The organism is Leclercia sp. M50 (assembly GCF_037150775.1).
In the GTDB taxonomy this organism is placed as follows: domain Bacteria; phylum Pseudomonadota; class Gammaproteobacteria; order Enterobacterales; family Enterobacteriaceae; genus Enterobacter.
Genome location: NZ_JBBCPK010000082.1, coordinates 1 through 19,897 on the forward strand (window position 1 = coordinate 1; position 19,897 = coordinate 19,897).

Sequence of the window (19,897 nt, forward strand, 5' to 3'; positions counted from 1 at the left end):
CTGATCCTGAGTGCCCGGGCGAAAATCCCACCTCACGCCGGTGAAGTTGTAGCTGCCGTCGGCGTTCGCCAGCGGGGTGTCGTTTAGGAAGATGTTCTGTGCCGTCAGCTCGCCCTGGATTTCACCTTCAGCGATCGCCAGCAGCATTTTTAATTTTGCTGTCGACAGCAGGTCATCCGGATCCTCAACAGGGGTGTGCTGTTTAGCGCCACCGCCTTTACGTCCCTGAATAAGGGATTCATCTTCGAGAAGTCGCATAGTTCACCCATAAAAAAAGCCACCCGGAGGTGGCCTGTAGCTGAGAATAAATTTCACTGCTGGTCGCTGGAGAAGATCCCCGCGCTGATAACTGCCCCGCCGATTTCGCGCTCACCAAAGAACACGGGAACCGGATAACCCACCGCCACGGTGTTCACCGGCGCGCCAAAGGCGTAGTTGGGTTTGTTGTCCGTGCTGGACGACGCGCCGACGTTGTATTTCGGCTGGGGTGTCAGCAGCTGAACAACACCCCCCAGCATCATCGACAGGCCCAGGCCGGTTAGCGCCGTTGTTGTGGCGGTCGCAGCAGCTGTGCTCAGGCCTATCGCCGTCAGCGAAGCCCCCGCGGTAAAATACGCGGCCACGAGAGCCACCGCCCCGATAACGATCTGCAGCACACCGCCGCGCTTTGAACCTTCGGTAATGGCCGAAATCCGATACACCGCACCGCCGCGGGTCATGTCGAATTCGTCGAGCCCGATGTTGTTTTTGCCATTGAAGAAGGCAAAGCGTATCCCCTGCATATGTCCTTCTGACAGGTAGCGTTTAAAACCGGGAACCTGGCTGCACATGGCGCGCAACATCTCGCGCAGATCCTCAACGTGAAATTTGTGTTCACGCCCGAACTTTTTCGCCATACGGCCTTCAAGAATCAGTGTTTTCAGCATTCATTAGCTTCCTGTGCCGGACCACACGAACGGTGCGGTCGCGGTAATACTTGCCGTACGGCACCCGGGCAGAGAGGCTGCCGAAATTATGGTGCAGTATGATGTTTTCCTGGTGCTCGTGATGACCGAGGTAAACAGCCGCGTGATTGGTTACCTGCGCCTGTATGCGCATCATGATCATATCGCCGGGCCGCATATCAGCAGGGTCCACCTGGACAAAGCCTTCTGCCTCCCAGTTATCGTCGTAGCGATTTTCGCCCTGCTCCCACCACTCGTACGGTACCGAGTAATCACCCAGGGTAATGCCGTGCTCACGCTGGAACCACTCACGGATCAGCGACCAGCAGTCAGCAAAGCCCAGCACCCAGCGCCGCCCGGCGTAGTCCCGGTCCTCACGGGGTGCCAGAGTGCAAAAATCACCGTCCGGCCAGCTCATGATGCCCCATTCCACCCCGGACCAGTCGCACTGCACCCTGTCCATTTCGGACGGCACAAGCTGCACCACATCAGGATGCGAGTGGATAATCATAATGATTTCTCCCTGCTCCGATGCAGCCAGCTTATCCCCCGGCGAGATCGTGAAGGTCTCAGTGGGCGTTTCCGAAATATTCCGGCACGGAATGTACTGCTGCGCCCGTCCGGCCTGCACCACCACGCCGCACGCCTCGTTCGGATATTCCGCGGCAACATGAGCGCGGATCGCATCCATCAGTTTTTTTCGCATGGTTATTTACCCTGAAGGTTTGCCGCCGGGAAGCCGCCAAACGGCAGCGGGTTACCGGTTCCGAACCGCGCTTCGCAGTCCTGTATCTGGCCGCCGCACATATCCAGCGCCGGGTTATCCGTGGGGGTGCCATCCTTGAGAAAATAACGGTTCCCGTTGTAGTCGCACCCGGTGCCGGTGCGGTACCAGCCGCGCGTGCACCAGGTGCAGACCGGCGTAATTTGCCGGGTGGGCAGCTGCAGGTTCTGGATGTCAAAGGGTGAGCACAGTTCAAAGTCGACCTGCACCCGCGTTTCAGCGGTTTTGGCATTGACGTAAAAAAGCTGTACGCGCTCGTCGGCCGGGCTGGCGTTCGGGTTGCCGGCTGTCCAGTTGGCCGCGTCCAGGTACTTCGCCAGCGTGGTGTGGATCTTCACCTTCGCCCTCGCCAGGTCGTCGTACTCGAGACACAGCGCCGTCACATAATTGCCAACGTTCGACACGGAAAGCGTGGGTGTGGGCTGTGCTCCGGTACTGGACAGCTCCAGGCCTTTCAGCTCGTAAGGGTAAGGGTCGTACTGCTGACCCTGCCAGATAATGGCAGGCAGGTTGTCAGCCGCGAATGCAGCCCAGCCTGCAGAAGCAATATTGTGGGCATGAAAGCGCAGCACGGTATCCATGCCAAATTCGGTGCCGTCGATCTCGATGAGCTGTATCAGTTCACCCGGTTCCAGTTTCTGTACGTCGTTCGTAAAGCTCATATTCAGCCCATAAAAAAAGGCCGCGGAAGCGGCCCTGGAAAAGGAGGAATAACTAAGGCCCGAAGGCCTGTTCAAACACAAACGATAATTCTACAAAGCCACCGTGGGGAAAGGTTGGGCTGACAGAATCAGCTTTAACCCGGTATAGCTTCTGCTCGCCCCACGGGTTAACCCACCAGAACGATTTGATGACATGGCTCAGAAGGAAATCGCGTACATTCTTCATCGTCGCCACATCGCCATTGCATGCCAGATTCCAGGTTTCGGCATCGGTGTTGATCCCATTGCCAGCCACCTGCTTATAGCCGTCGCCAAACTGCGCCTGAAGCGTGGCCACAGTATTTGCTCCAGTGGGCCCTATGCGGACGCACCAGGTAAAAGTGTCGATTGCCATATTGCTCCTTAGCGGCGATAGAGGATGCCGCCTGGCGATATTTCTTTCCTCAGGCGATCGGTAAGGGTTTGCTGAACAATGCCTTCAAGCTGGCGTGCTGTGCTGGCGTTATTGGCGTTACTAATTTCACCTGCAGAACCATCCTGGGTAATGTTGACCGGGGCATGAACAGTGATGGCTGTATTGCCATAACCTGTTGCATTATTAACACCAGAAGATACGGCCCGCACGCCCAGCGAACCATCAGCGGCCCGGGTCAGCGGCATGATCGCCTCCGGCCCCGCCTCGCCCATGACGCCCGCGCCTTTTGCAAAGGCGAAGAATGTCGGTGTATCAACAATGCTGTTACTGAACGCACTCAGCGAAGGAGAGCCGTAAACTCCGCCTTTAGCGTTGAATGTGAGCGAGCCCGCAGCGGCGGTATATGCTCCTGATGGAGTTGCGCCAGCGGCACCGCCACCAAAAGCTCCCGCCACGCTGCCGACCAGCGAGCCTAAAATCCCTGACCCCGAGGAAGAAGACCCACCCAGCGCGCTAACAGCTGCCATCTGAAGACTGACCTTCGCGATCATCTCCAGCGCTGACAGGCCCCACTCTTTCCAGTCTGCCTTTCCGCGAACAAGCATAGAGGCTACGTTATCCAGAGCGCTGTCCATAGTAGAGGTAATACCCTGCGAAACCGTGCCTGCAATATTGCTGACATTATCCATCCAGTCAGCCAGACCAGCACTTACGCCAGCCCGCCAGTCCAGTTCGCTGGCTTTAGCCTGCTGATATTTTTTATCAAGCGCATCCAGCGCTGAGGCGCGGGCAGCTACAGCCTCAGCACCTTTATCGGTTTTATCAAAGACTCGTTCAACTTCCTGCCGTGAACGGTACAGCTCCTGATCACGGCTACCCATCCCAGATGTTTTGGCATTAAGTTCTGTTTCATCCTGATATCGCCGCGCCGCGTCTTTGAGATCCTTAAGCGCATCGGCCATCTCGCGCTGTTTCCGCACCGCCTCATCTGCTTTTTGCGTCCATTGAGCCAGCGCCAAGGATCCCGCCTCTATGGATTTACGCTGTTCTTCACTCCATTTAGTTCCGTTTTCGTGCGATGCCGCGTACAACTCCGCCGCCTTTTCCCCCTGCAGTGCACGGACCTTTTGCACTTCGGTAGCAATACTAAGATCGGCCATTTTGCTTGAGTACTGTTCCGCCTGGCTCGCAGCTTCGCGTTCTGCCTTGCTCTGGGCCTGAGAGGCAGCCGTTGAATCCTTTTTAGCCGATGCTGCTGCTGCATCCTTTTTGGCGGCCTGATCCTTGTTATAGATGTACTGGGTATAAAGCGCGCCGGTCAGCTTAAGGTCTTCTGCTTCGTAGACATGCTGCTGATGCAACTTTTCCAGCCCGCTAAGGCTGGCCATTTCGTTATCACGTCGTGACCGCTCGAGCGCCGTTTGCTGTTGAGGCGTGGCGTTTGCCATCGATACAACCGGACCGGCATACTGCGGAGGTTTTGCGCCTGCGGTCGCTGACATCGAGCGGTTAAGCAGGTCATAAGCACCTTTAAGGATGGAAACTGCGCCAGCCTGCTCAATTGCTTTCTGTGTCGCCAGATCACTGGCATCGTTCACCAGTTTCTGCGTCCGCTCAACCTTCGAGGCAGCCTGTTCGCGCTGATACTCCAGCTGATTCAGCTTATCGGTAAGCTCCACGTTTTTGGCCGTGATGTCGGCCTGATCCATGAAGGTGTTGATCAGGGTTAGCGTCGGGTGGCGGTTGTAGTCCTGCTGAATCTGGTCAACCGCCTTAAGGCTGTCCTTCACTCGTGCAATCTGCGAATCAAGTTCGGCCAGGTCCTGCTTCTGAGCCTGTAATGATGTCCGGGCATCAGCCGCCGTGGAGCGAAGCCCCATTACTGACATCTGCTTCAGTTTGGTGTTGATCTCGTCGAGGTTGTTGGCAAACCCAACCGCTTCACGGTGTACCTGCTGCGTGTGCTGGTACAGTCCGTACATCGCAGCGCCTGCACCAATAATAATGCCTGGCCATCCGCCGAGAATGCCCAGCACCTTGCCACCCAAATTGGACATTACCGAAGCTGTACTGGTGAGGTTGTTAACGGCGGCAGCCCTACCTGCCAGAGCTTTATCCAGCGATGTCTGAGCGGCTGCGAGCTTACGCTCTGCGACAATCTGCGCCTCAATACTGGTTGCCGCTGCTCGCGCCTGTTGTGCCCGGTAGACAGCCTGCCGGCCAGCGGCAACGCTAACCTGCGCACCGCGAACCTGTGCCTGAGCTAAAGTTACTTCTGCAGTAGCGTTAGAGATCACTGCGCGGGTGGACTGCCCTATACTGCCAACCATGTTGCCAAAATAACGGGCCAGCCCGACGCCAACCAATAAGCCTGCCGTATTTGCTACACCATCAATGTTATTCGCCAGGCCATCCAGCACGCCGGAAAGCGTGGAAGATGCCCCGACTGCATCATTAGCCCCGCCCACCCAGGCGAGAAAAGCATTTTCTACTTTTTGAGCAGAACCACTGATGGATGCCGGCAGCGTATCAAACTCCTTGCGCAGGATCTCGACATTGGTCAGCAGTGGGACGATCTTGTTTGTCGTCAGCTCGCCATTGTTGGCCATATTACGAAGGCCGCCAACGGTGGTCCCCAGTCCGTCCGCCAGCAATTTAGCCAAACGTCCGCCGTTCTCCATGATGGCGTTAAATTCCTCGCCGCGCAGAACGCCAGATCCCAACGCCTGGCTCAGTTGGGTAATCACCGAGCTGGCTTCTTCCGTGCTGGCTCCAGAAAGCTTGAGGGACGTGGCAACGGTCTCGGTCACCTTTGCCACGTCTGAGGAGGCATAGCCAGCGTCCCGCAGCGACTGGGCGATACGACTGTAAAGGTTGCTGTTCGCCTCAAGTGATGTCCCGGTACGCTGGCTTATTTCCATCAGTACCCGCTGGGACTGGGCATAATCCTCACTGGAAGATGACGCCAGGCGAAGGCGGCCGTTCAACTGGTTCCATGTATCTGCGAAAGCGACGAGTTGATGCGTGGCAAAAGCACCAGCCCATGCACCGGCCAGACCAGCAGCTGAGGATCGTACAGTCGCAAGTTGTGAGTTCAGGTCTGACAGGGAACGCTGTGTTTCACGCGTGGCCGCTGCTGCCTTTTTCCCGCCCTGCTCCATAGTGCGGTAGTAATCTGTCCCCATGCGGGAAGCCCGGGCGATCTCTGTCTGGAAAGAGGAGGAGTTCGCCGAAATTTTGATAATTAGCTCGCGCAGGGTTGCCATAGTTGACCTATAAAAAAAAGCCCCAAAGGGCTTTAATTATTTACTGGCATATGCTCCTGAAATTACCTTCACCTTTATCATCGTTCTCGTCAATTATTTTGACAGGACTATTATCAACAACCTTATCGTCTTTAACAGTCAGGTGAACATAATAATTTCTATTTCCAACATAGCCGCCGTATGAGTTTTTTGCATTAACCGTTCCACAAACATACCCAACACCATCTCCAAATGGTCGATAATATGAACTAAATTTTGCGCTCTCGGGGTCTTTAAGTGATTGAGCAACTAAAGACTCGCCAAATTTAATCATTTCTTCATCACTGGGTTTACATGCAGAAATAAATAAAGTTAATAAAACAATCAATGCATATTTAAACATTTGCGGGCTTCCCTATGAATATATAATCACTCATAGGTTACCTCATGAACATCAAAATTGGCAGATTTAGTTACAATCCAGATATCCATTCCTCCAGCTCGCTAATTTCCCTGTCTTCTTCCTGCTCTCCCCATTTCAGCATCACGTCCGGAATGGTGAATTTGCCGCCCTGAGAGTTCAGCGTCGCAACGGCGATCTGTGCCGCCTGCGCGTCGGCGCGCCAGTCGCCAATCGGACTGATGCGGTCAAACTCGATCCACATTTTCAGTTCGCTGGCGGTGATGGTCTGGCGCAGCTCCTGCAGAGTCCGCCCCAGCCGGAGCGCCAGCGACATAAGGAAGAAGGTCAGCGGCTGCTTTACGGCTTTCCCGCTTCTTCCTGGCTCATTCCGAGGCCGAGAGCCTGGGCCAGCAGTCGGGCATGCACCGGGCCGTAAATCTCTGAAACCTGCGCCTGATCGTCATCACTGAATACGCGCTCACCGTTTTCATCCAGCAGAACGTCAATAAACAGAACGACATCGGCCTCTTTGTTACGCAAAAACTTCTGCGATTCGGTCAGGACAGGCGGCTCTTCACCTTCCGGGATCTGGGGGTTGACGATCTCACGGAACTTTACCCAGGCATCGCCGGAGGGTTCGCGCAGTGTGACCTTTGCGCCGTCCCATTCGGGCACGGTAACGCCCGGTTTTGTGCGGTACGCTTTCGATGCAGTAAGCGCCACGTTGCGTAATGAATTCTGTGATGTCCTTTGTGCCATTTCATTCTTCTCTTGTTGCAGGATAAGGGGATTAAAAAAGCGGCCGAAGCCGCTCAGGAACCAGACGCGAAAATGCGTTTAGGCTTGCCGCGAACGCGCAGCGAATAGGTCGCCCCAACAACGGAAGACGTTGCCGCAGACCACGAGCTCTGGCGAACTTCCACCAGCACATAAAAACCGTTGCCCGACGGGAAAACCACGCGCAGCGCACGCAGTTCGTCATTTTCGTAAGCGGTCTGCAGTGCCTCCTGTGCGGCTTCGTCGCCTACCCAGTTACGGGTAATGCTCATCTCCGCCGGTGCGGCCAGGCCGTTGGTCTGCTCCTGTTCGGTTGAGCACAACGTGGTGACGTCAATATCACCCTTCTGGCCACCGGCGAAGGTGATTTCCTTCGTTGCACAGGCCGCTTCCAGCCAGGTAACACCGGATCCCGGGAATGCAGATGCGTTAAAGTCATCTGCGGTTACGGGGGCTGAGGAGACAGCAAAGGTCATCCCCTTAGTGACTTCGTACTTACTGGCCATGATTTCTCCAGATAAAAAAAAGACCGCCGTAGCGGTCTGTGAGGGTGAGTGAGGCTAAACGGTTACCTGAAATTCAAGCGTTGCCCTGTGATAGCGCAGGTCAGGTTCATAACCAGGCGTTTTGACGATATTTCCCGGCTTGAGCACCTGGACGGCATCCAGCGCCATATCCCTGATCGCGCGCGCTTCGGTAATGGCACTGGAATAGACATCCACCTGGACCGATACGGCAGACTCTGCCTGTCCGCAAAGAACGTCTGCGGCCACATCGGTGATGATCGAGAAAATCACCCACGGCGGCGCGATTGAAGGCTGCCCATCGCTGCCGAGAGGTGCAACGTAGGGATAAACCTTGCCGCCAGCCAGTGATGCCAGCAGCGGATAGAGATCGTCTTCGGTCATTTGCTTAACGCCTCGTCAATGGCCTGGTTCATGCGCCGCATAGCCACCTCTGTGGCCTGCTCTTGCCGCACATCAAAAGCCGGACGCACGAAGGGGTGAGGCGGCATGTTGGCGGTTCCCATCTCAACGAAACGCCAGTAAAAAGCGTTCCGCGGATTCTTCGCCTTCATGGTGTTATCGCTGTTGCCGGTGCGAGGGTTAACTCCACGGATATGCACACCGGAAGAGATTTCACCGCGGCGTCGGCTTTTCTGTGTCACCACCACCACGTTTTTCTTCAGCTTGCCGGTGCGTACCGGGGCGCGGGCGATCACCTCTTCTTTAAGCACTTCCGCGCCGGCGCGCGTGGCATCGCGAAGAACCTTGTTATTTTCTGCGCGGCTGAGTGCTTCAAGGTCTTTAGCTATGTCGGCCAGTCCGGAAAAATCAAGGCTCGTTCCGATCACTTTTCAGCTCCTGTTTTACACAGAATTTCCAGGCGAGTACCGTTCGGGTTGGCGACAGGTGGGCCGATAATATTCAGCAATTGGCCTTTGTATGGGCCGCTGAGCACTTCTACGCGGGAGGAAGCATGTACCTCAGGCCTGAACCGCATCCAGATGCGAATCGTTGCCTGTGCCATCTCCGCTCCACCTGACATTTGCTCTCTGCCGCTGATCCCTTTCACCTCTGCCGGAACCGGATCGCCACCACTCCATGACTCCACTGGCTGACCAGATGAATCCCGGGAGGTTGTGAAGTTCAGGATTTTAACCCTGTGCCTGAATCGTCCAGGTTCCATCAGGAGCCCTCCTCAGGTTCCGCTTTTCCGCGCCAGTTGCGATGAATAAACATCATTCGCTCAGCAGCAGCATTTTCGTAAAGCTGAACCTCGCTTTGTGCGGTCCGGTGTTCGAACATGTCAGCAAATACCAGGAGCACGGCTCCCTTAACCGCTGCCGGAATATCACCTGGCGCCTTCCATGCTGGCTCGTCACACCATCGATAGCAGTAGTCAAAGGCTGCCTGGGCGTAAAGCGTGATCAGCTCGTCCCGGTCATCTTCTTCAAACTCTATCTGCTGCTTAAACAGGTTGAGGCCGATTACCTGCAGAACATCTATCGCCATACGTTAAAAGGGCGGGTTACCCCGCCCTCCCCCATCATGAGCCAGAAGAGAAAGTGCCCTTGATGATTGCTGTCGGGCGATAGTGAGCCAGCGCCAGGCGTTCTTCACACAGGATGGTCAGCATGTTTTTCACGAAGTTGTCGCGGTCTTCACGGCTGACTTCCACGGTGGCATCCATGCGATCCCAGACCTGAGACGCCATGTCGAAACCGCCGACGGTGAAGGTGCCGGCTGCCTGCGCCTTAGTCGGAACGACTGGCAGGCCCCACATGATATTGCTGGTGAATGCCTGTGGGCCACCGAAGAGATAACGACCTTCGTTGTCTTTCAGCAGCGCGATGTTGTGCCAGTCGCGCGGGTTAAGGACAATGCCGGAGGCGCTGAACTCGGACTCGGTCACCTGATAAATAGCGTGAGCGATGATGTCCGCGCGGGTATCACCGGTGACATTCAGCGATGTGTCGTAGGCGGTGGCCACTTTGTTCAGACCTTCCAGGTTATCCCCGCTGCCGTCGCCGTTCAGCAACTGACCTTCTTCCTTCAGCGCCAGACCGTACATCAGGCGGTCATTGACGTAGGACTGCAGCATCGGGGCGTCGTCCATAACCTGGCGCGAAGCCTGCACCCAGTGGGCGATGGTTTTGACGTTGGCGGTCTGCTTGCTGAAAGTGATATCCGATTCAGGCTTAAGCGCCTTTTCAGCGACCACATCGGCGCTATTGGTAAACACCTCTTCGCGCACGTACTCCAGTGAGTTACTGGAAATGCGGCCCTGTGCCAGCAGGTCACGAATGGTCAGGCGGCGCAGGCCCGGCATGATAATGCCCGGAACCTGCATCGGCTGGATCAGGCTGCCAGCAGATGCCGCAGTACTGCCCAGGGATTTATTGAAGGTCTTCGCATCGAAGCTGCCTTTGCTGCCGTTCCAGGACTTTTGCAGCTCTTCAGCTGCGCGCTCAGAGAAGGATTTCTTCTCACCTGGGTTTTCGGCACCGGAAGCCAGTTTCTGTTCCAGATCGAAAAGGCGGGTACCGGATTTACTCAGCTCTTCCTGTACTTTCGCCAGATCGGACTGCAGCTGTTTGGACACCACGCCGGTGCTTTCGATTTCTGCCTTCTGGGCATCGAAAAGCTGGGTCATTTTCAGCTGGGACTCTTCGATGGCTTTTTGAATTTGAGCGAGTTCAGACATAATTATTTTCCTAAATTAGAAGGGAAGGATTTGATGCTCTCAAGCAGAGCGTTGATTTGTGCTTCGTTTCCGTCGCCCTCGGACTCGCTCCGAATCGCTGACTTAAACCGGGCTATTAACCCAACTGCCTGTGATTTGGTGAGGCCGACTGAATCCCTCAGCCAGTTCTCCACGTCACGGATCGTTTCAATGCCATCGACACTTTTCATGGCTGCAATGCCAGCCTGTTCGTTGGCCGGGAAGGTGCAGACGCTGATTTCGCGCAAGAACGGGATATTTTTGAAAATGCGCCCGCTGGTACCGATGGAGTAATCGTCTTTCGTCACTGAAAAGCCCACCGACATACCCTCAACGGTGCCATGTTGCATGGCCGCTTTGAGGTCAGTGGCACCGCTGTGCCCGGGCGTTAACTGACCGCGTACAAACAGGCCCTTATCGTCTTCTGCGATGCTGTCCCACTTTCCAACCGGCAATTCCCATGTTTTGTGGTTGAAGAACATCGCCACTTTCCGGGTCTGGTTGGTCAGCGCGTTTTTGAAAGCGCCGGGCAGAATGATGTCGCCGTCGGAATCGGTGTTATTGAAAACAGAAGCGTATCCTTCGAAAACGCCCTGCTTCCCGTCACCGGTGAACTTGATTTCTGTCTCGTCGAAAGACAGGGTTTTTACGATCTCAGGCATCGCGGCCCCCATAAAAATTAAGCCCCGTCATTGCGGGGCTCTTTGTTGGTTCCTAAATCGGTGATCGGCACGTATTGCGACTGCCGCATTGCCACATCGCCACCCGGCAGCGGCGGGAGGTTATCTGTTCGCCGCATCTCATTGATCGTGCGAAGCCCCGCCTCGCCCATCGCCTTCATGAATGCAGCGCGGGAAGCAGAATCACCTCTCAACAGACCATCAAGATTGTGCTCAGCGTGAATGCGGCCAACGTCCTTCGCCTGGATCAGCCATCGCTGGATGCTGTTTTCCCAGCGCGAGATATAGGGCTGCAGGGTGTACTGCAGGAAGCCGAGATTCTGCTGCTCGATGCCCGATCCCCAGCTCGTTGACTTCTCAACGTCGCCAACAAGGTGAGGCGGTACGCCAAAGAATCGGGCCAGTTCGCTAACCTGGAATTTTCGGGACGCCATCATTTCGGCATCCTGAGGTGTCACGCCAATTGCCGAAGTCGAAAAACCCGCTTCCAGAATCCAGAGGCGTTTTTTTACCGGGCCGCCGGCGATCTCTTTGAAGTTCTCTTCAACCTGCGAACGCTGCTGCTCGGTTAGCACCTTTTCGCCGGTAGAGAGGATTTGGGGCGATTTAGCGCCGTTGGCAAAGAAATCTCGCTGCTGGTCTTCCATCGCCACCGCCACGCCTGCCGATTTACAGGCAAACGCGATGGGTGAGAGGCCGACCAGCCCGGTAAAACCGAATCCTTTAAGGTGAAAAATCTCTCTCTGGGAAAAGTCCGCGTATTCGCTGTCGCGCTGATAGCGATAAACCACTTTCTTACCAACCATCTTCACATCCATATTCGCGGACTGAAGCGGTATCAGGCTGATCACGTCGCCAGCGCTGTTACGATCCACCAGCGCATAGGCGTTCCCGTAGAAACAAAGCTGCATCGTCATGGCCTCCCTGAACTCCTGGGCGGTCATGTACTGATTGGGGGAATAACGCAACAGGCGAGCCAGCGGATTGCTCAAACCGACTTTTTTTCGGTTGTCGCTCGGGTCAGTCTCGAAGACATCCAGCGGAAGGCACGCAGTAAGGGTCGAAATCAGGCTCACGCAGCGCCACACCGTCGATATTTGCAGTATCCGTTCATCGTTAATGGATGAATCGCCCAGGTGTCCGTGGGCCGAAACAGGCCCTGTTTGCGAGCCCTGATTTGGGGTGACTAAACGCCCGCCGACAAACCAGGACTGCAGCCTTGCCCACCAGCCGTTATTGGTTCGCAGGTCAATCGTGTATTTAGGTTCTTCCATCACATGCTCAGCGGTCGAAAAATGAAGTCCTCGAAGTCACCACCCTGTTCGGTAACTTCCCCATTGGCGGCACCAACGGACATTGTCATTGCGACCATGCCATCAATACGACCCGTTGCTTTTGATTTATCGAGTTTGCGGTTGCCGGCAGCATCTTTAACGATCACCGCATTCACGGCGCACATCGTTAAAACCGGGTGCATGCCATGCCTAACCCGCCCGTTAAGCATCAGCGATTCAAGGGTGTCCACTGCCGGGCCCATATCCTTAAAGCCCTGGCCGAACTCAACCAGAGGGAGGCTCAGCCCGATGGTGTCCGCCTCTTTCCTGAACTGGTCAATGCGCCAGCGGTCAAAGGCCATCGAGGTAATATCGAAATCACCGATAATTGCGGCGATATCAGCGACCACGAATGAATAATCGACAGACGCGCCTGGCGTCGTGCGTAGAAGGCCTTCTCTGACCCAGACGTCATACGGCGCGCGGTCTGTTTTGGTGCGTTCTTCAAGCGTCTTTTCAGGCGTCCAGAAGAAGGGGAAAACATCCCAGACACCGTCTTCTGCTTCACCAGCAATGACCAGCGCCGTTAAATCGTTTCTGGCTGACAGATCCAGCCCGGCATACCATTTCCGCGCTGTGTTCTGCGGTATGCCGCCGCACAGCTCCCAAACACTGCGGGATATGAACGGCGATACAGTAGACACGCGCTGGTTCAGGTTCAGGTTGCGGAAGGTGTTCTCGAAACTCGGCATGCGCCCCGCTTTTTCCGCCTGGCGCGCCATGTCTTTTTCAGACCTGAACGTACCAAGCGCCGGGTTAGCGGCAAGCCATGATTCACGCTTACTGATATCCGCCTCTTTGGGGGCCTCGTAAACGTGACAGACGATGTGCGGATCTTTCGATTTAACCGCGTCATCTATCCAGATGCTCAGCAGGTCGGCATCGTTCGCCGCCTGGGTGCTGATAACAATCAGCAGCGGGCTTTCATGTGCGCCCTGAGCCGTGGTTATGGCGTCGATAAAATCATCCTGCGGCCCCCTTACCTGCCCGGTTTCATCCAAAATCGCAAGAATGGGCGAAAGGCCATGTGTGGTTTTACCCTCAGCAGATAAAGCTTTGTACTCCACATTACACGGCAACCCGATCAGCTTTTTGCCGCTGGGCGTGATGTGAACCAGCTCCTGCAGCTTCGGATTAAGGTTAACCATCTTCACTGCCAGGTTAAAAACGATGGCCGCCTGCTCCCGACTGAGAGCGCCGCTGACGATCTGCGTGTTCTGTACCGCTTCGGGTCCCACCAGATGCGCCAACAGGATTCCGGCAATCAGCCCTGTTTTACCGTTTTTACGCGCGATGCTGAGGATCGCCATGTCCGTACCGGCCGGATTGTCATAAATCGACAGGATGAATGTTTTCTGAAAAGGGTCGAGCCGCATTGGCTGCCCGATTAGCTTGCCTTCAGGCACGATGCAAAAGCGCTCAATGAACGCTATTACGCGCTCACCTCGCGTCATAGTTTTTATCCGTGTTTGGGAAAGGCGATCAGGTTGTCGTCCTGGTCCTGATGTTCAGCTCGGGTATCCCGGGCGGCACGATCATTCTGGTTGCGTTTCTTCTGGTCGCGGCTTTCGCCGTTGGTTGCGTGGGAATGGATCTGCAGGTCACGTCGCTGTGCCAGGATGGTTCGCTGCAATTCTGGAATTTGCTTCCGCAGGTCTTTAATCAGTGCCTCGTTTCTGCCTTCACCGCGCACGCGCTCTTCTTTGCGCAAATCTCTGCGTAAAACGGTGATATAGAGCTGGTTATTCGCCAGTTCTACAGCGGCTAAAAGGTCGGCGGGTGTCCAGCTGTCCAGAGCTTTCGATCTGATATTGTCATGCCAGAATGGTTCGGCTTTTTTCTCCAAACCTGCATGGGACGGCGGATCGATGGTGTCCACTGCTGCATTATTCATGGCCTGAATCGCCGCCGCCGAACTGTCGGAGCGGGTTCGTTTATCTGCCATATGTCAACACCTTAAAACGGAAAAAATCGGGTTAGCGTTAAAATCAAACTTTGGCGGCGGTCATTTGGGGCAATGGATTTGAAGATTTGATCCCCCCCTACCCCTGATGCGATTCATTATCATTTGACATCATTGCATTTGAAATGATTTCATTTGATGTCTATCCCCTGCCTCATCGCCGCGCTAGGCCGAGTCTTTATCCACCTGCAGGAGGACTGGATTGATCTTCTCAGGTTCAGGCCATAAGTGACCCGATACACTCAGCGTCGGCACGTCCTGGCCGACTGAGTGGGAGAACTCAATCGAGGTCACGCCCTTCATCACCACGCCATCGATCACCAACTGAACAAACTTACCGTCGCGGTATTCAATACTGAGGTCTTTCATTACGTGCTCCAGTGAGACGCAGGATCGAGTGGGTAGCCGTTGGCATCACAGCCGATGACGGTGCCGCTCTTCTCCATTCTCTGCTTCGTTGAATCGTGGTGGGCTTTGCACAGTGGCTGCCAGTTCTCTTTACTCCAGAACAGGTGCTGTGCCTTCGAGATGGCCAGCGGGTTGCCCGACTTAAGCGCATCTTTGAGCTTGTGAGGTTCGATGTGGTCAACGACCGTGGCCGCCGTTATTCGTCCCTGCTGCTCGCACATCACACAGAGCGGGTGCTGCTGCAGGAAACGCAGGCGGGCCTTATCCCATCGACTGCCATATATCCGGGGCTCTTTGTTCATGCCAATCTCCATGCTCGGCGGCGTTCTGTCCTCGGCTCGTTGTCCGGGTGACGCTCAACCGTCGGCAGGTCAGCGTGATCCACCAGCGAGTAACACGGGTAAACCACCCTGCCGCCGTAAGCCTCACCAACTGCGTAATCTGCTGCCAGCGTTTTATTCCATGCGCTGAGCATGCGCACTAACCTGCCCTGAGGTGGGCTATAGCAGACACCGTGAATCAGCTTTCGCATCACGATGTGATCACCACAGACGCGATCAGCATCCACCAGCATTCCGGCTATTTCTTTTTGATACTGCGGCGGTCGTCCTGTACCCAGATAAAAGCTCAGCATGTCGTCAGGGAAACGGGCCAGCCAGTCAGCCACCTTGTCAGCGAACCCGGGCACGGGTAAAGCATCGTCTTCCAGCACCACTACCCGGCAGGATTGTTCGGCGGCCCATTCAAGCGCGCGCCGGTGATTCCAGTTCGCGCCGTGATTCCCTTCATCAAGAAGAAGATGGGCTCCCAGTTCACCAGCGAGCAATGCTGCTGAGGCAAACCGGGTGTGATGGCCAACGACAACGAACCTCACTTGTGTTTCCACCATGCTGCCTCCTTACCGATGCCGTCTGTTTTGAATATGGTGTGCACCTTAGGGCCGGTAACGACACGATCGCCGAATGACTTTGCAGCCATACCGAACGCGCCCATGTCCACCAGCGTGGCGGGCGCTGTTTCTATCTTCCAGAAGCGGTGGCTTTCAATCAGATAATGCTGACGGATGATCCGGTGGGCGAACTCCATTACATCTTCACGGCTGCCACCAATCAGGCCAGCATTAAGCAGCTGTTCATCCCGGTGCAGATCGAGGAAGTCGCTATAGGCTTTGCCGTGGTGATTGGCCTTCATCCACTTGTCAGCGTAGGTCTTGTGCTCAGAGCCAACGTAAATTTTACCGGGCACCATTTCTGCCCAGGGCTCACGCAGCATCTCAACGTCTGTCCCGTCAGTACACCAGACAAGATGGTATTCAGGGTGGGCACGAAGATACTGATAGATATGCAGCCAGCGCGCAAAGTAAGGGCTCATGTCTAATGCGGGCACCTCGCACAGGCTGGCACCGCTGGGAGGTTCTTTAAGTTCGTCGGCCAGCACCATCGGCAGCGCGCCGGATATGGAGCCTGACCAGGACTGAAGAACCTGCGGTTCGGGTCTCATCTTTCCGGTGCGCTGTGGATCCGGCTGGCTCGTGAGCAGCGTCGTTAATACCAGATTCGGATTGCTGCTGTACGAGGCAAAGCCGGTATACCCACTGTCGCGTCGTGCGTTGAAGATGCCAACGTTTCGTTTTACCAGCGCCTCCCGGTCGGGCCGGGGTATTGAGCGTGTTCCTTCTTCGTGCTCATCCATCGAATGAATCAGCTTTTCAGAACCAGCCACATCAGCAAACGCCCATGTCGATAACCCGGCGTTGTGAATGCGAAGGGCCAGATCCGGATGCTCGTACATGCCGCGACCGTATACCGGATCGAACCCGCCCACCTTCTCGATGGCGCTGCGGTGGTAATACAGCATCACTCCGCGCTGCCCGGTGTAAGCGACGTGCTTGTCATCCCGGTACAGCACAGCCATATCGTTCAGCTTATTGCGGCCAGCCAGATCGAGGAACTGGTAAGCCAGGTGTGGTTCAGGTGATTCGATATAAGGCAGGTGCCAGTTATCGGCAATCGGCCAGGCGTCATCATCCCACAGGAAGAGATGCTCACATCCTGCATCCATCAGTACGGTCAGGCTGGCGTTCTTTGAGGCGACGATTCCGAGTGATGTTTCATGGCGAAGCAACTGCACGCCGCTGGGCACTACTGCTGCAGATTTGGAACCATCATCGATAACCATCAGCAATGCTCCAGCAGGCAGATGCTTCATGTGCTGCTCGAAAGCGAGCTTAAGAACTTCTGGCCGATTATGCGTGGTTATTGCTATGCCAATCTTGGAGGAAGAAAAACTTACTGGCGCATACTGGACGCCATCTATGGTGACCTGCATTTTTATCCCCTATAGGGCATATTTACTATTTATCCGCTATAGACATTACGATGAGTCTACCCATGATGATGTCCATAAAAAAACCCCGCATATGTGCGGGGTTTATAGTTAAATTACAGGTAAATTATTCAAAGCGTCCTAATAGATGCCCATCAATTTCGTCTATGCGCATTCTTAGCAGGCCACCTAAAAATGGAGTGAATTCAGAATCTGAACCTTGCACTGCTACTTTTTTGAGATGAATGTAATTCAATGGAGGCTCATTTCCCTTAGCGGGGTCCATTTCATAAAAGGTCTTACCAATTTCAGAATAAAGATTTTTCAGGGCTTCGCCTTTACAGTTCTCAACCATCGAAGCAAAATATTCTTTACCTGAAATCACATCTCCTGATATCACGGTTCCTTTGCAAAATAAGGTTAAACCTACTGAGATTTCATCCAAGTTCGTTAAATGAACAATATTAAGTAAGACATTATCTCGGACCTTTGAAGCGACCACTTCCTGCACTTCTCTATCATTACCATTGAATTCAAGCATAGCTAACCCCTTTGCATTATGGAGCATGTATAATATCCATTGCTTGAAAATGGTTAAAGCATTATCAAGCCCACCCGCAGATGAGCTTTGGAATGCGTTAACAATCAGAGTCAGGACGTGTTACTGCACGACAGGCCCACATGCAGGCTTCTTGCATTTTGGTGCGGGCAATAGACAGGCAGCGCAATGCGTCATCAATCTCACGTGCCTGCTCAGTGCTCAGCATTGCTGGCCCATTACGGACAGTAAGCAGCTCGCTGCGCTCGGTATCCAGCAGGTTGCAGAATTGACGACTGACGTCCTTCAGGCGGTTCATGCGTTCGATTTCACCCGGAGTTAACGAGCGGTATCCCTTTACGGTACTGCCATCTTGCGGTTTTGCTTCACTCATTTCGCTGCCCTAACGTAAGGTTGTTGGCAGTTCGCCTGCCACGCTTTGTTATGCGCCAGGATGTCTTTCTTCGTCTGCTTATCCAGCACATCAATGTCATGATCGGTCAGGTAGATTGGCTTTACCCAGTCACAGGCGGTATCAAACACTACCGGGGCGCTGCCACGAGTCACGCAGCTCGCGATCAACATCGTCGCCAGGCATATGGTTAACAGTCTGCTGTACATTGCTGGCCTCTTTCGTTGCTTCAACCCGGCGTTCTGCCACAGCGACCGTGGCCGCGGCGTTATCTTCGGTTCGCTGCTGGTCTGCTTTTGCTTCGGCTTTGCTGGTGCCGCGAACGTGGCCCAGGCCAAAAGCGCCAGCAATGGCTGCTATCACTGCCGCGGCCAGACCGATGATCGTTTCAATACCCATATTGACCTCACACCAGCACGGATTTTGCCAGGTTGAACAGAATGCGCCGCTTATCCAGCCCGTTGCGGCCGCCGTTGATGATCAGCGTAACGCGCTCCACATCGCCGGAGTGAAGAAGGCAGCCACGGGATGCGAAGAACCATGCAGCTGATCGGGCAGCGTAGACATCCTGCTCAAGCAGTTCCGGGTGCGTGACCAGATCCAGCTTCAGGGCCAGTCCGCAGCTGCGATAGTTGCTCAGCCCGGTAATCTGCTTCAGTCCGCGCCCGCGATATTTCCATCCATCGCCCGCCACCTGATTACCCAGATTGTTTTTGCCCCACTCATTCCCATAAACCAGATTGGCGATCGCCTTCTGGTTTGCAGGCTGCGTTGCCGTTCTGCCGAGGGCAGCGGCCTGCTGTGCGGTAATGCGGTGACTACCGAACGTTGGTACCAGGCTCTCAGCTGCATAGTTCAGGTTTTCAACCACCCGCGTAAACCCGGCGGACTCATGCCCCATCTGGGCAATAAACATGGCCTGATCGAGCGGAGCGGTTATGCCGTACTCTTTCATTGCAGCGTCAATATGCGGAAACCAGCGCGCAGCCAGCCCGGCGCTGATACGAGCCGCCTTCTGAAATTGTGTTTGATTCATTATTGCCTCAGATGATCAACCAGACGCGCTACGTTGCCCCTGACGGCCACCAGCACGAAAAGGAAAAGAACGTTGGCCCCAATGGTGGCCCACGATGAATGAGGATAAATGCCGCAAAGGTAGGCCAGTGGCACGGCGCTGTACGTCACAGTAATCAGCCATGCCAGGCGGGAAACCCACGGGCGATGCCGTGAATCACCCCGGCGGTAAAACATCAGAGTAAGAACTACGCCAGCGCAGATCAGCGCGTTAATAGTTGCTGTCGGGTCATTTAGAACCACCTGAACCTCCCCGGCGCGTTATCAGCGCCACCAGCGAGCCGACATCCTGGTTATTCAGGAACGTCAGGATTTTGACGGCTAAAGCAGAAACGATAACGGCACCAATGGCGTCCAGGGGTTTGTCGCTGTAACCGGTCAGATTAGCCAGCTTCGACCCGACCAGGCCGGAGCACAGAATGCCAGCGATATAGGACACGATAAAATAAGCAAGTCGGCGTGCTGCGCCCAGGTCGGCTGCCGTGGCGATATAAAATACCGCCCCTGCAAATGCGCCAAAAACTACACCGTAATCGGTCCCGGTCAGCAGTCCATAAACGCTGGCCCCCGCCAGGGTGCCACCGGCTAACCCCGTGCCGGAAATTGGATCGGACATTGGTCCCCCTCAGTGCTGTGAATCCTCTCAATATGAGGGGAAAGAAGGCCGCTGTGCGGCTGGATGTTACTCTGTCAAAGGCCATCGCAATG

Annotated in this window: 31 protein-coding genes; 1 reads left to right on the plus strand and 30 read right to left on the minus strand. The window is 54.9% G+C overall.

What is annotated here, in order from left to right:
- From WFM46_RS17910 to WFM46_RS18020, 23 genes are all read right to left on the minus strand, one after another.
- The coding region (locus WFM46_RS17910; RefSeq protein WP_336998164.1) for a hypothetical protein at positions 1-258 on the minus strand (258 nt) is incomplete at its 3' end.
- Positions 259-311: 53 nt separating this feature from the next.
- A complete protein-coding gene (locus WFM46_RS17915; RefSeq protein WP_156654760.1) occupies positions 312-926 on the minus strand; it encodes a tail assembly protein in 615 nt (204 codons plus the stop codon).
- Positions 904-1,650, minus strand: a complete 747-nt coding sequence (locus WFM46_RS17920) for a C40 family peptidase (RefSeq protein ID WP_156654761.1) — start codon at positions 1,648-1,650, stop codon at positions 904-906. Before WFM46_RS17920 ends, WFM46_RS17915 begins: the two co-directional genes overlap by 23 nt.
- 2 nt (positions 1,651-1,652) lie before the next feature.
- Positions 1,653-2,390: a phage minor tail protein L gene (locus tag WFM46_RS17925; RefSeq protein WP_156654762.1), complete on the minus strand. Its 738-nt coding sequence runs from the start codon at positions 2,388-2,390 to the stop codon at positions 1,653-1,655.
- A gap of 52 nt (positions 2,391-2,442) precedes the next feature.
- Positions 2,443-2,784, minus strand: coding sequence for a phage tail protein (locus WFM46_RS17930; protein ID WP_156654763.1), 342 nt, complete (start codon positions 2,782-2,784; stop codon positions 2,443-2,445).
- A gap of 8 nt (positions 2,785-2,792) precedes the next feature.
- A complete protein-coding gene (locus tag WFM46_RS17935) occupies positions 2,793-6,071 on the minus strand; it encodes a phage tail tape measure protein (RefSeq protein WP_156654764.1) in 3,279 nt (1,092 codons plus the stop codon).
- Between the two features lie 40 nt (positions 6,072-6,111).
- Positions 6,112-6,453: a hypothetical protein gene (locus tag WFM46_RS17940; protein WP_156654765.1), complete on the minus strand. Its 342-nt coding sequence runs from the start codon at positions 6,451-6,453 to the stop codon at positions 6,112-6,114.
- 70 nt (positions 6,454-6,523) lie between these two features.
- The gene (locus WFM46_RS17945; RefSeq protein WP_156654766.1) at positions 6,524-6,787 is read right to left on the minus strand and encodes a phage tail assembly protein T; all 264 of its coding nucleotides are present in this window, start codon (positions 6,785-6,787) and stop codon (positions 6,524-6,526) included.
- A gap of 23 nt (positions 6,788-6,810) precedes the next feature.
- Positions 6,811-7,212 (minus strand): phage tail assembly chaperone, encoded by a 402-nt coding sequence (locus tag WFM46_RS17950; protein WP_156654767.1) that lies wholly within the window; start codon positions 7,210-7,212, stop codon positions 6,811-6,813.
- A 53-nt stretch (positions 7,213-7,265) separates the two neighbouring features.
- Positions 7,266-7,736: a phage tail tube protein gene (locus WFM46_RS17955; RefSeq protein ID WP_156654768.1), complete on the minus strand. Its 471-nt coding sequence runs from the start codon at positions 7,734-7,736 to the stop codon at positions 7,266-7,268.
- Positions 7,737-7,790: 54 nt separating this feature from the next.
- Positions 7,791-8,138: a tail completion protein gp17 gene (gene gp17, locus WFM46_RS17960; protein WP_156654769.1), complete on the minus strand. Its 348-nt coding sequence runs from the start codon at positions 8,136-8,138 to the stop codon at positions 7,791-7,793.
- On the minus strand, positions 8,135-8,584 hold the full coding sequence (locus WFM46_RS17965) for an HK97-gp10 family putative phage morphogenesis protein (protein WP_156654770.1): 450 nt from the start codon (positions 8,582-8,584) through the stop codon (positions 8,135-8,137). The genes gp17 and WFM46_RS17965 overlap by 4 nt, the downstream gene beginning before the upstream one ends.
- Positions 8,581-8,919 (minus strand): phage head closure protein, encoded by a 339-nt coding sequence (locus tag WFM46_RS17970; protein WP_150320643.1) that lies wholly within the window; start codon positions 8,917-8,919, stop codon positions 8,581-8,583. The genes WFM46_RS17965 and WFM46_RS17970 overlap by 4 nt, the downstream gene beginning before the upstream one ends.
- The gene (locus WFM46_RS17975) at positions 8,919-9,245 is read right to left on the minus strand and encodes a head-tail connector protein (RefSeq protein WP_156654771.1); all 327 of its coding nucleotides are present in this window, start codon (positions 9,243-9,245) and stop codon (positions 8,919-8,921) included. The genes WFM46_RS17970 and WFM46_RS17975 overlap by 1 nt, the downstream gene beginning before the upstream one ends.
- A 34-nt stretch (positions 9,246-9,279) precedes the next feature.
- Entirely contained in the window at positions 9,280-10,437 is a 1,158-nt protein-coding gene (locus tag WFM46_RS17980) for a phage major capsid protein (RefSeq protein WP_057059277.1), read from the minus strand.
- 2 nt (positions 10,438-10,439) lie between these two features.
- Positions 10,440-11,117, minus strand: coding sequence for an HK97 family phage prohead protease (locus WFM46_RS17985; RefSeq protein WP_156654772.1), 678 nt, complete (start codon positions 11,115-11,117; stop codon positions 10,440-10,442).
- A 17-nt stretch (positions 11,118-11,134) separates the two neighbouring features.
- Positions 11,135-12,409 carry a phage portal protein gene (locus WFM46_RS17990; RefSeq protein ID WP_156654773.1) on the minus strand — a complete coding sequence of 425 codons (1,275 nt, stop codon included), beginning with the start codon at positions 12,407-12,409 and terminating at the stop codon, positions 11,135-11,137.
- Positions 12,409-13,923: a terminase large subunit gene (locus WFM46_RS17995; protein WP_156654774.1), complete on the minus strand. Its 1,515-nt coding sequence runs from the start codon at positions 13,921-13,923 to the stop codon at positions 12,409-12,411. Before WFM46_RS17995 ends, WFM46_RS17990 begins: the two co-directional genes overlap by 1 nt.
- Positions 13,924-13,928: 5 nt before the next feature.
- Complete coding sequence (locus tag WFM46_RS18000; RefSeq protein ID WP_063922244.1) at positions 13,929-14,414, minus strand: hypothetical protein; 486 nt, start codon at positions 14,412-14,414, stop codon at positions 13,929-13,931.
- Positions 14,415-14,597: 183 nt separating this feature from the next.
- Complete coding sequence (locus WFM46_RS18005) at positions 14,598-14,801, minus strand: hypothetical protein (RefSeq protein WP_156654775.1); 204 nt, start codon at positions 14,799-14,801, stop codon at positions 14,598-14,600.
- Entirely contained in the window at positions 14,801-15,142 is a 342-nt protein-coding gene (locus WFM46_RS18010) for an HNH endonuclease signature motif containing protein (protein ID WP_156654776.1), read from the minus strand. Before WFM46_RS18010 ends, WFM46_RS18005 begins: the two co-directional genes overlap by 1 nt.
- Positions 15,139-15,729, minus strand: a complete 591-nt coding sequence (locus WFM46_RS18015; protein ID WP_156654777.1) for a hypothetical protein — start codon at positions 15,727-15,729, stop codon at positions 15,139-15,141. Before WFM46_RS18015 ends, WFM46_RS18010 begins: the two co-directional genes overlap by 4 nt.
- Positions 15,711-16,964: a glycosyltransferase family 2 protein gene (locus tag WFM46_RS18020; protein ID WP_336998165.1), complete on the minus strand. Its 1,254-nt coding sequence runs from the start codon at positions 16,962-16,964 to the stop codon at positions 15,711-15,713. Before WFM46_RS18020 ends, WFM46_RS18015 begins: the two co-directional genes overlap by 19 nt.
- Between WFM46_RS18020 and WFM46_RS18025 the strand changes: the two genes are divergently transcribed.
- On the plus strand, positions 16,953-17,183 hold the full coding sequence (locus WFM46_RS18025) for a hypothetical protein (protein WP_336998166.1): 231 nt from the start codon (positions 16,953-16,955) through the stop codon (positions 17,181-17,183). The genes WFM46_RS18020 and WFM46_RS18025 overlap by 12 nt on opposite strands.
- Before the next feature lie 109 nt (positions 17,184-17,292).
- Here the strand turns inward: WFM46_RS18025 and WFM46_RS18030 are convergent, their stop codons facing one another.
- The 7 genes from WFM46_RS18030 to WFM46_RS18060 all read right to left on the minus strand — a co-directional run bounded on the left by WFM46_RS18030 (position 17,293) and on the right by WFM46_RS18060 (position 19,805).
- Positions 17,293-17,706: a hypothetical protein gene (locus WFM46_RS18030; RefSeq protein WP_156654779.1), complete on the minus strand. Its 414-nt coding sequence runs from the start codon at positions 17,704-17,706 to the stop codon at positions 17,293-17,295.
- A 97-nt stretch (positions 17,707-17,803) separates the two neighbouring features.
- Positions 17,804-18,097 (minus strand): Acb2/Tad1 domain-containing protein, encoded by a 294-nt coding sequence (locus tag WFM46_RS18035; protein WP_156654780.1) that lies wholly within the window; start codon positions 18,095-18,097, stop codon positions 17,804-17,806.
- Positions 18,094-18,288 carry a hypothetical protein gene (locus WFM46_RS18040; RefSeq protein WP_156654781.1) on the minus strand — a complete coding sequence of 65 codons (195 nt, stop codon included), beginning with the start codon at positions 18,286-18,288 and terminating at the stop codon, positions 18,094-18,096. The genes WFM46_RS18035 and WFM46_RS18040 overlap by 4 nt, the downstream gene beginning before the upstream one ends.
- A complete protein-coding gene (locus WFM46_RS18045; protein ID WP_156654782.1) occupies positions 18,239-18,514 on the minus strand; it encodes a hypothetical protein in 276 nt (91 codons plus the stop codon). Before WFM46_RS18045 ends, WFM46_RS18040 begins: the two co-directional genes overlap by 50 nt.
- 7 nt (positions 18,515-18,521) lie before the next feature.
- Positions 18,522-19,151, minus strand: coding sequence for a glycoside hydrolase family 19 protein (locus WFM46_RS18050; RefSeq protein ID WP_156654783.1), 630 nt, complete (start codon positions 19,149-19,151; stop codon positions 18,522-18,524).
- Positions 19,151-19,432, minus strand: coding sequence for a phage holin family protein (locus WFM46_RS18055; protein ID WP_156654784.1), 282 nt, complete (start codon positions 19,430-19,432; stop codon positions 19,151-19,153). The genes WFM46_RS18050 and WFM46_RS18055 overlap by 1 nt, the downstream gene beginning before the upstream one ends.
- Complete coding sequence (locus WFM46_RS18060) at positions 19,419-19,805, minus strand: phage holin family protein (protein WP_063136051.1); 387 nt, start codon at positions 19,803-19,805, stop codon at positions 19,419-19,421. The genes WFM46_RS18055 and WFM46_RS18060 overlap by 14 nt, the downstream gene beginning before the upstream one ends.
- Between the last annotated feature and the right edge of the window lie 92 nt (positions 19,806-19,897).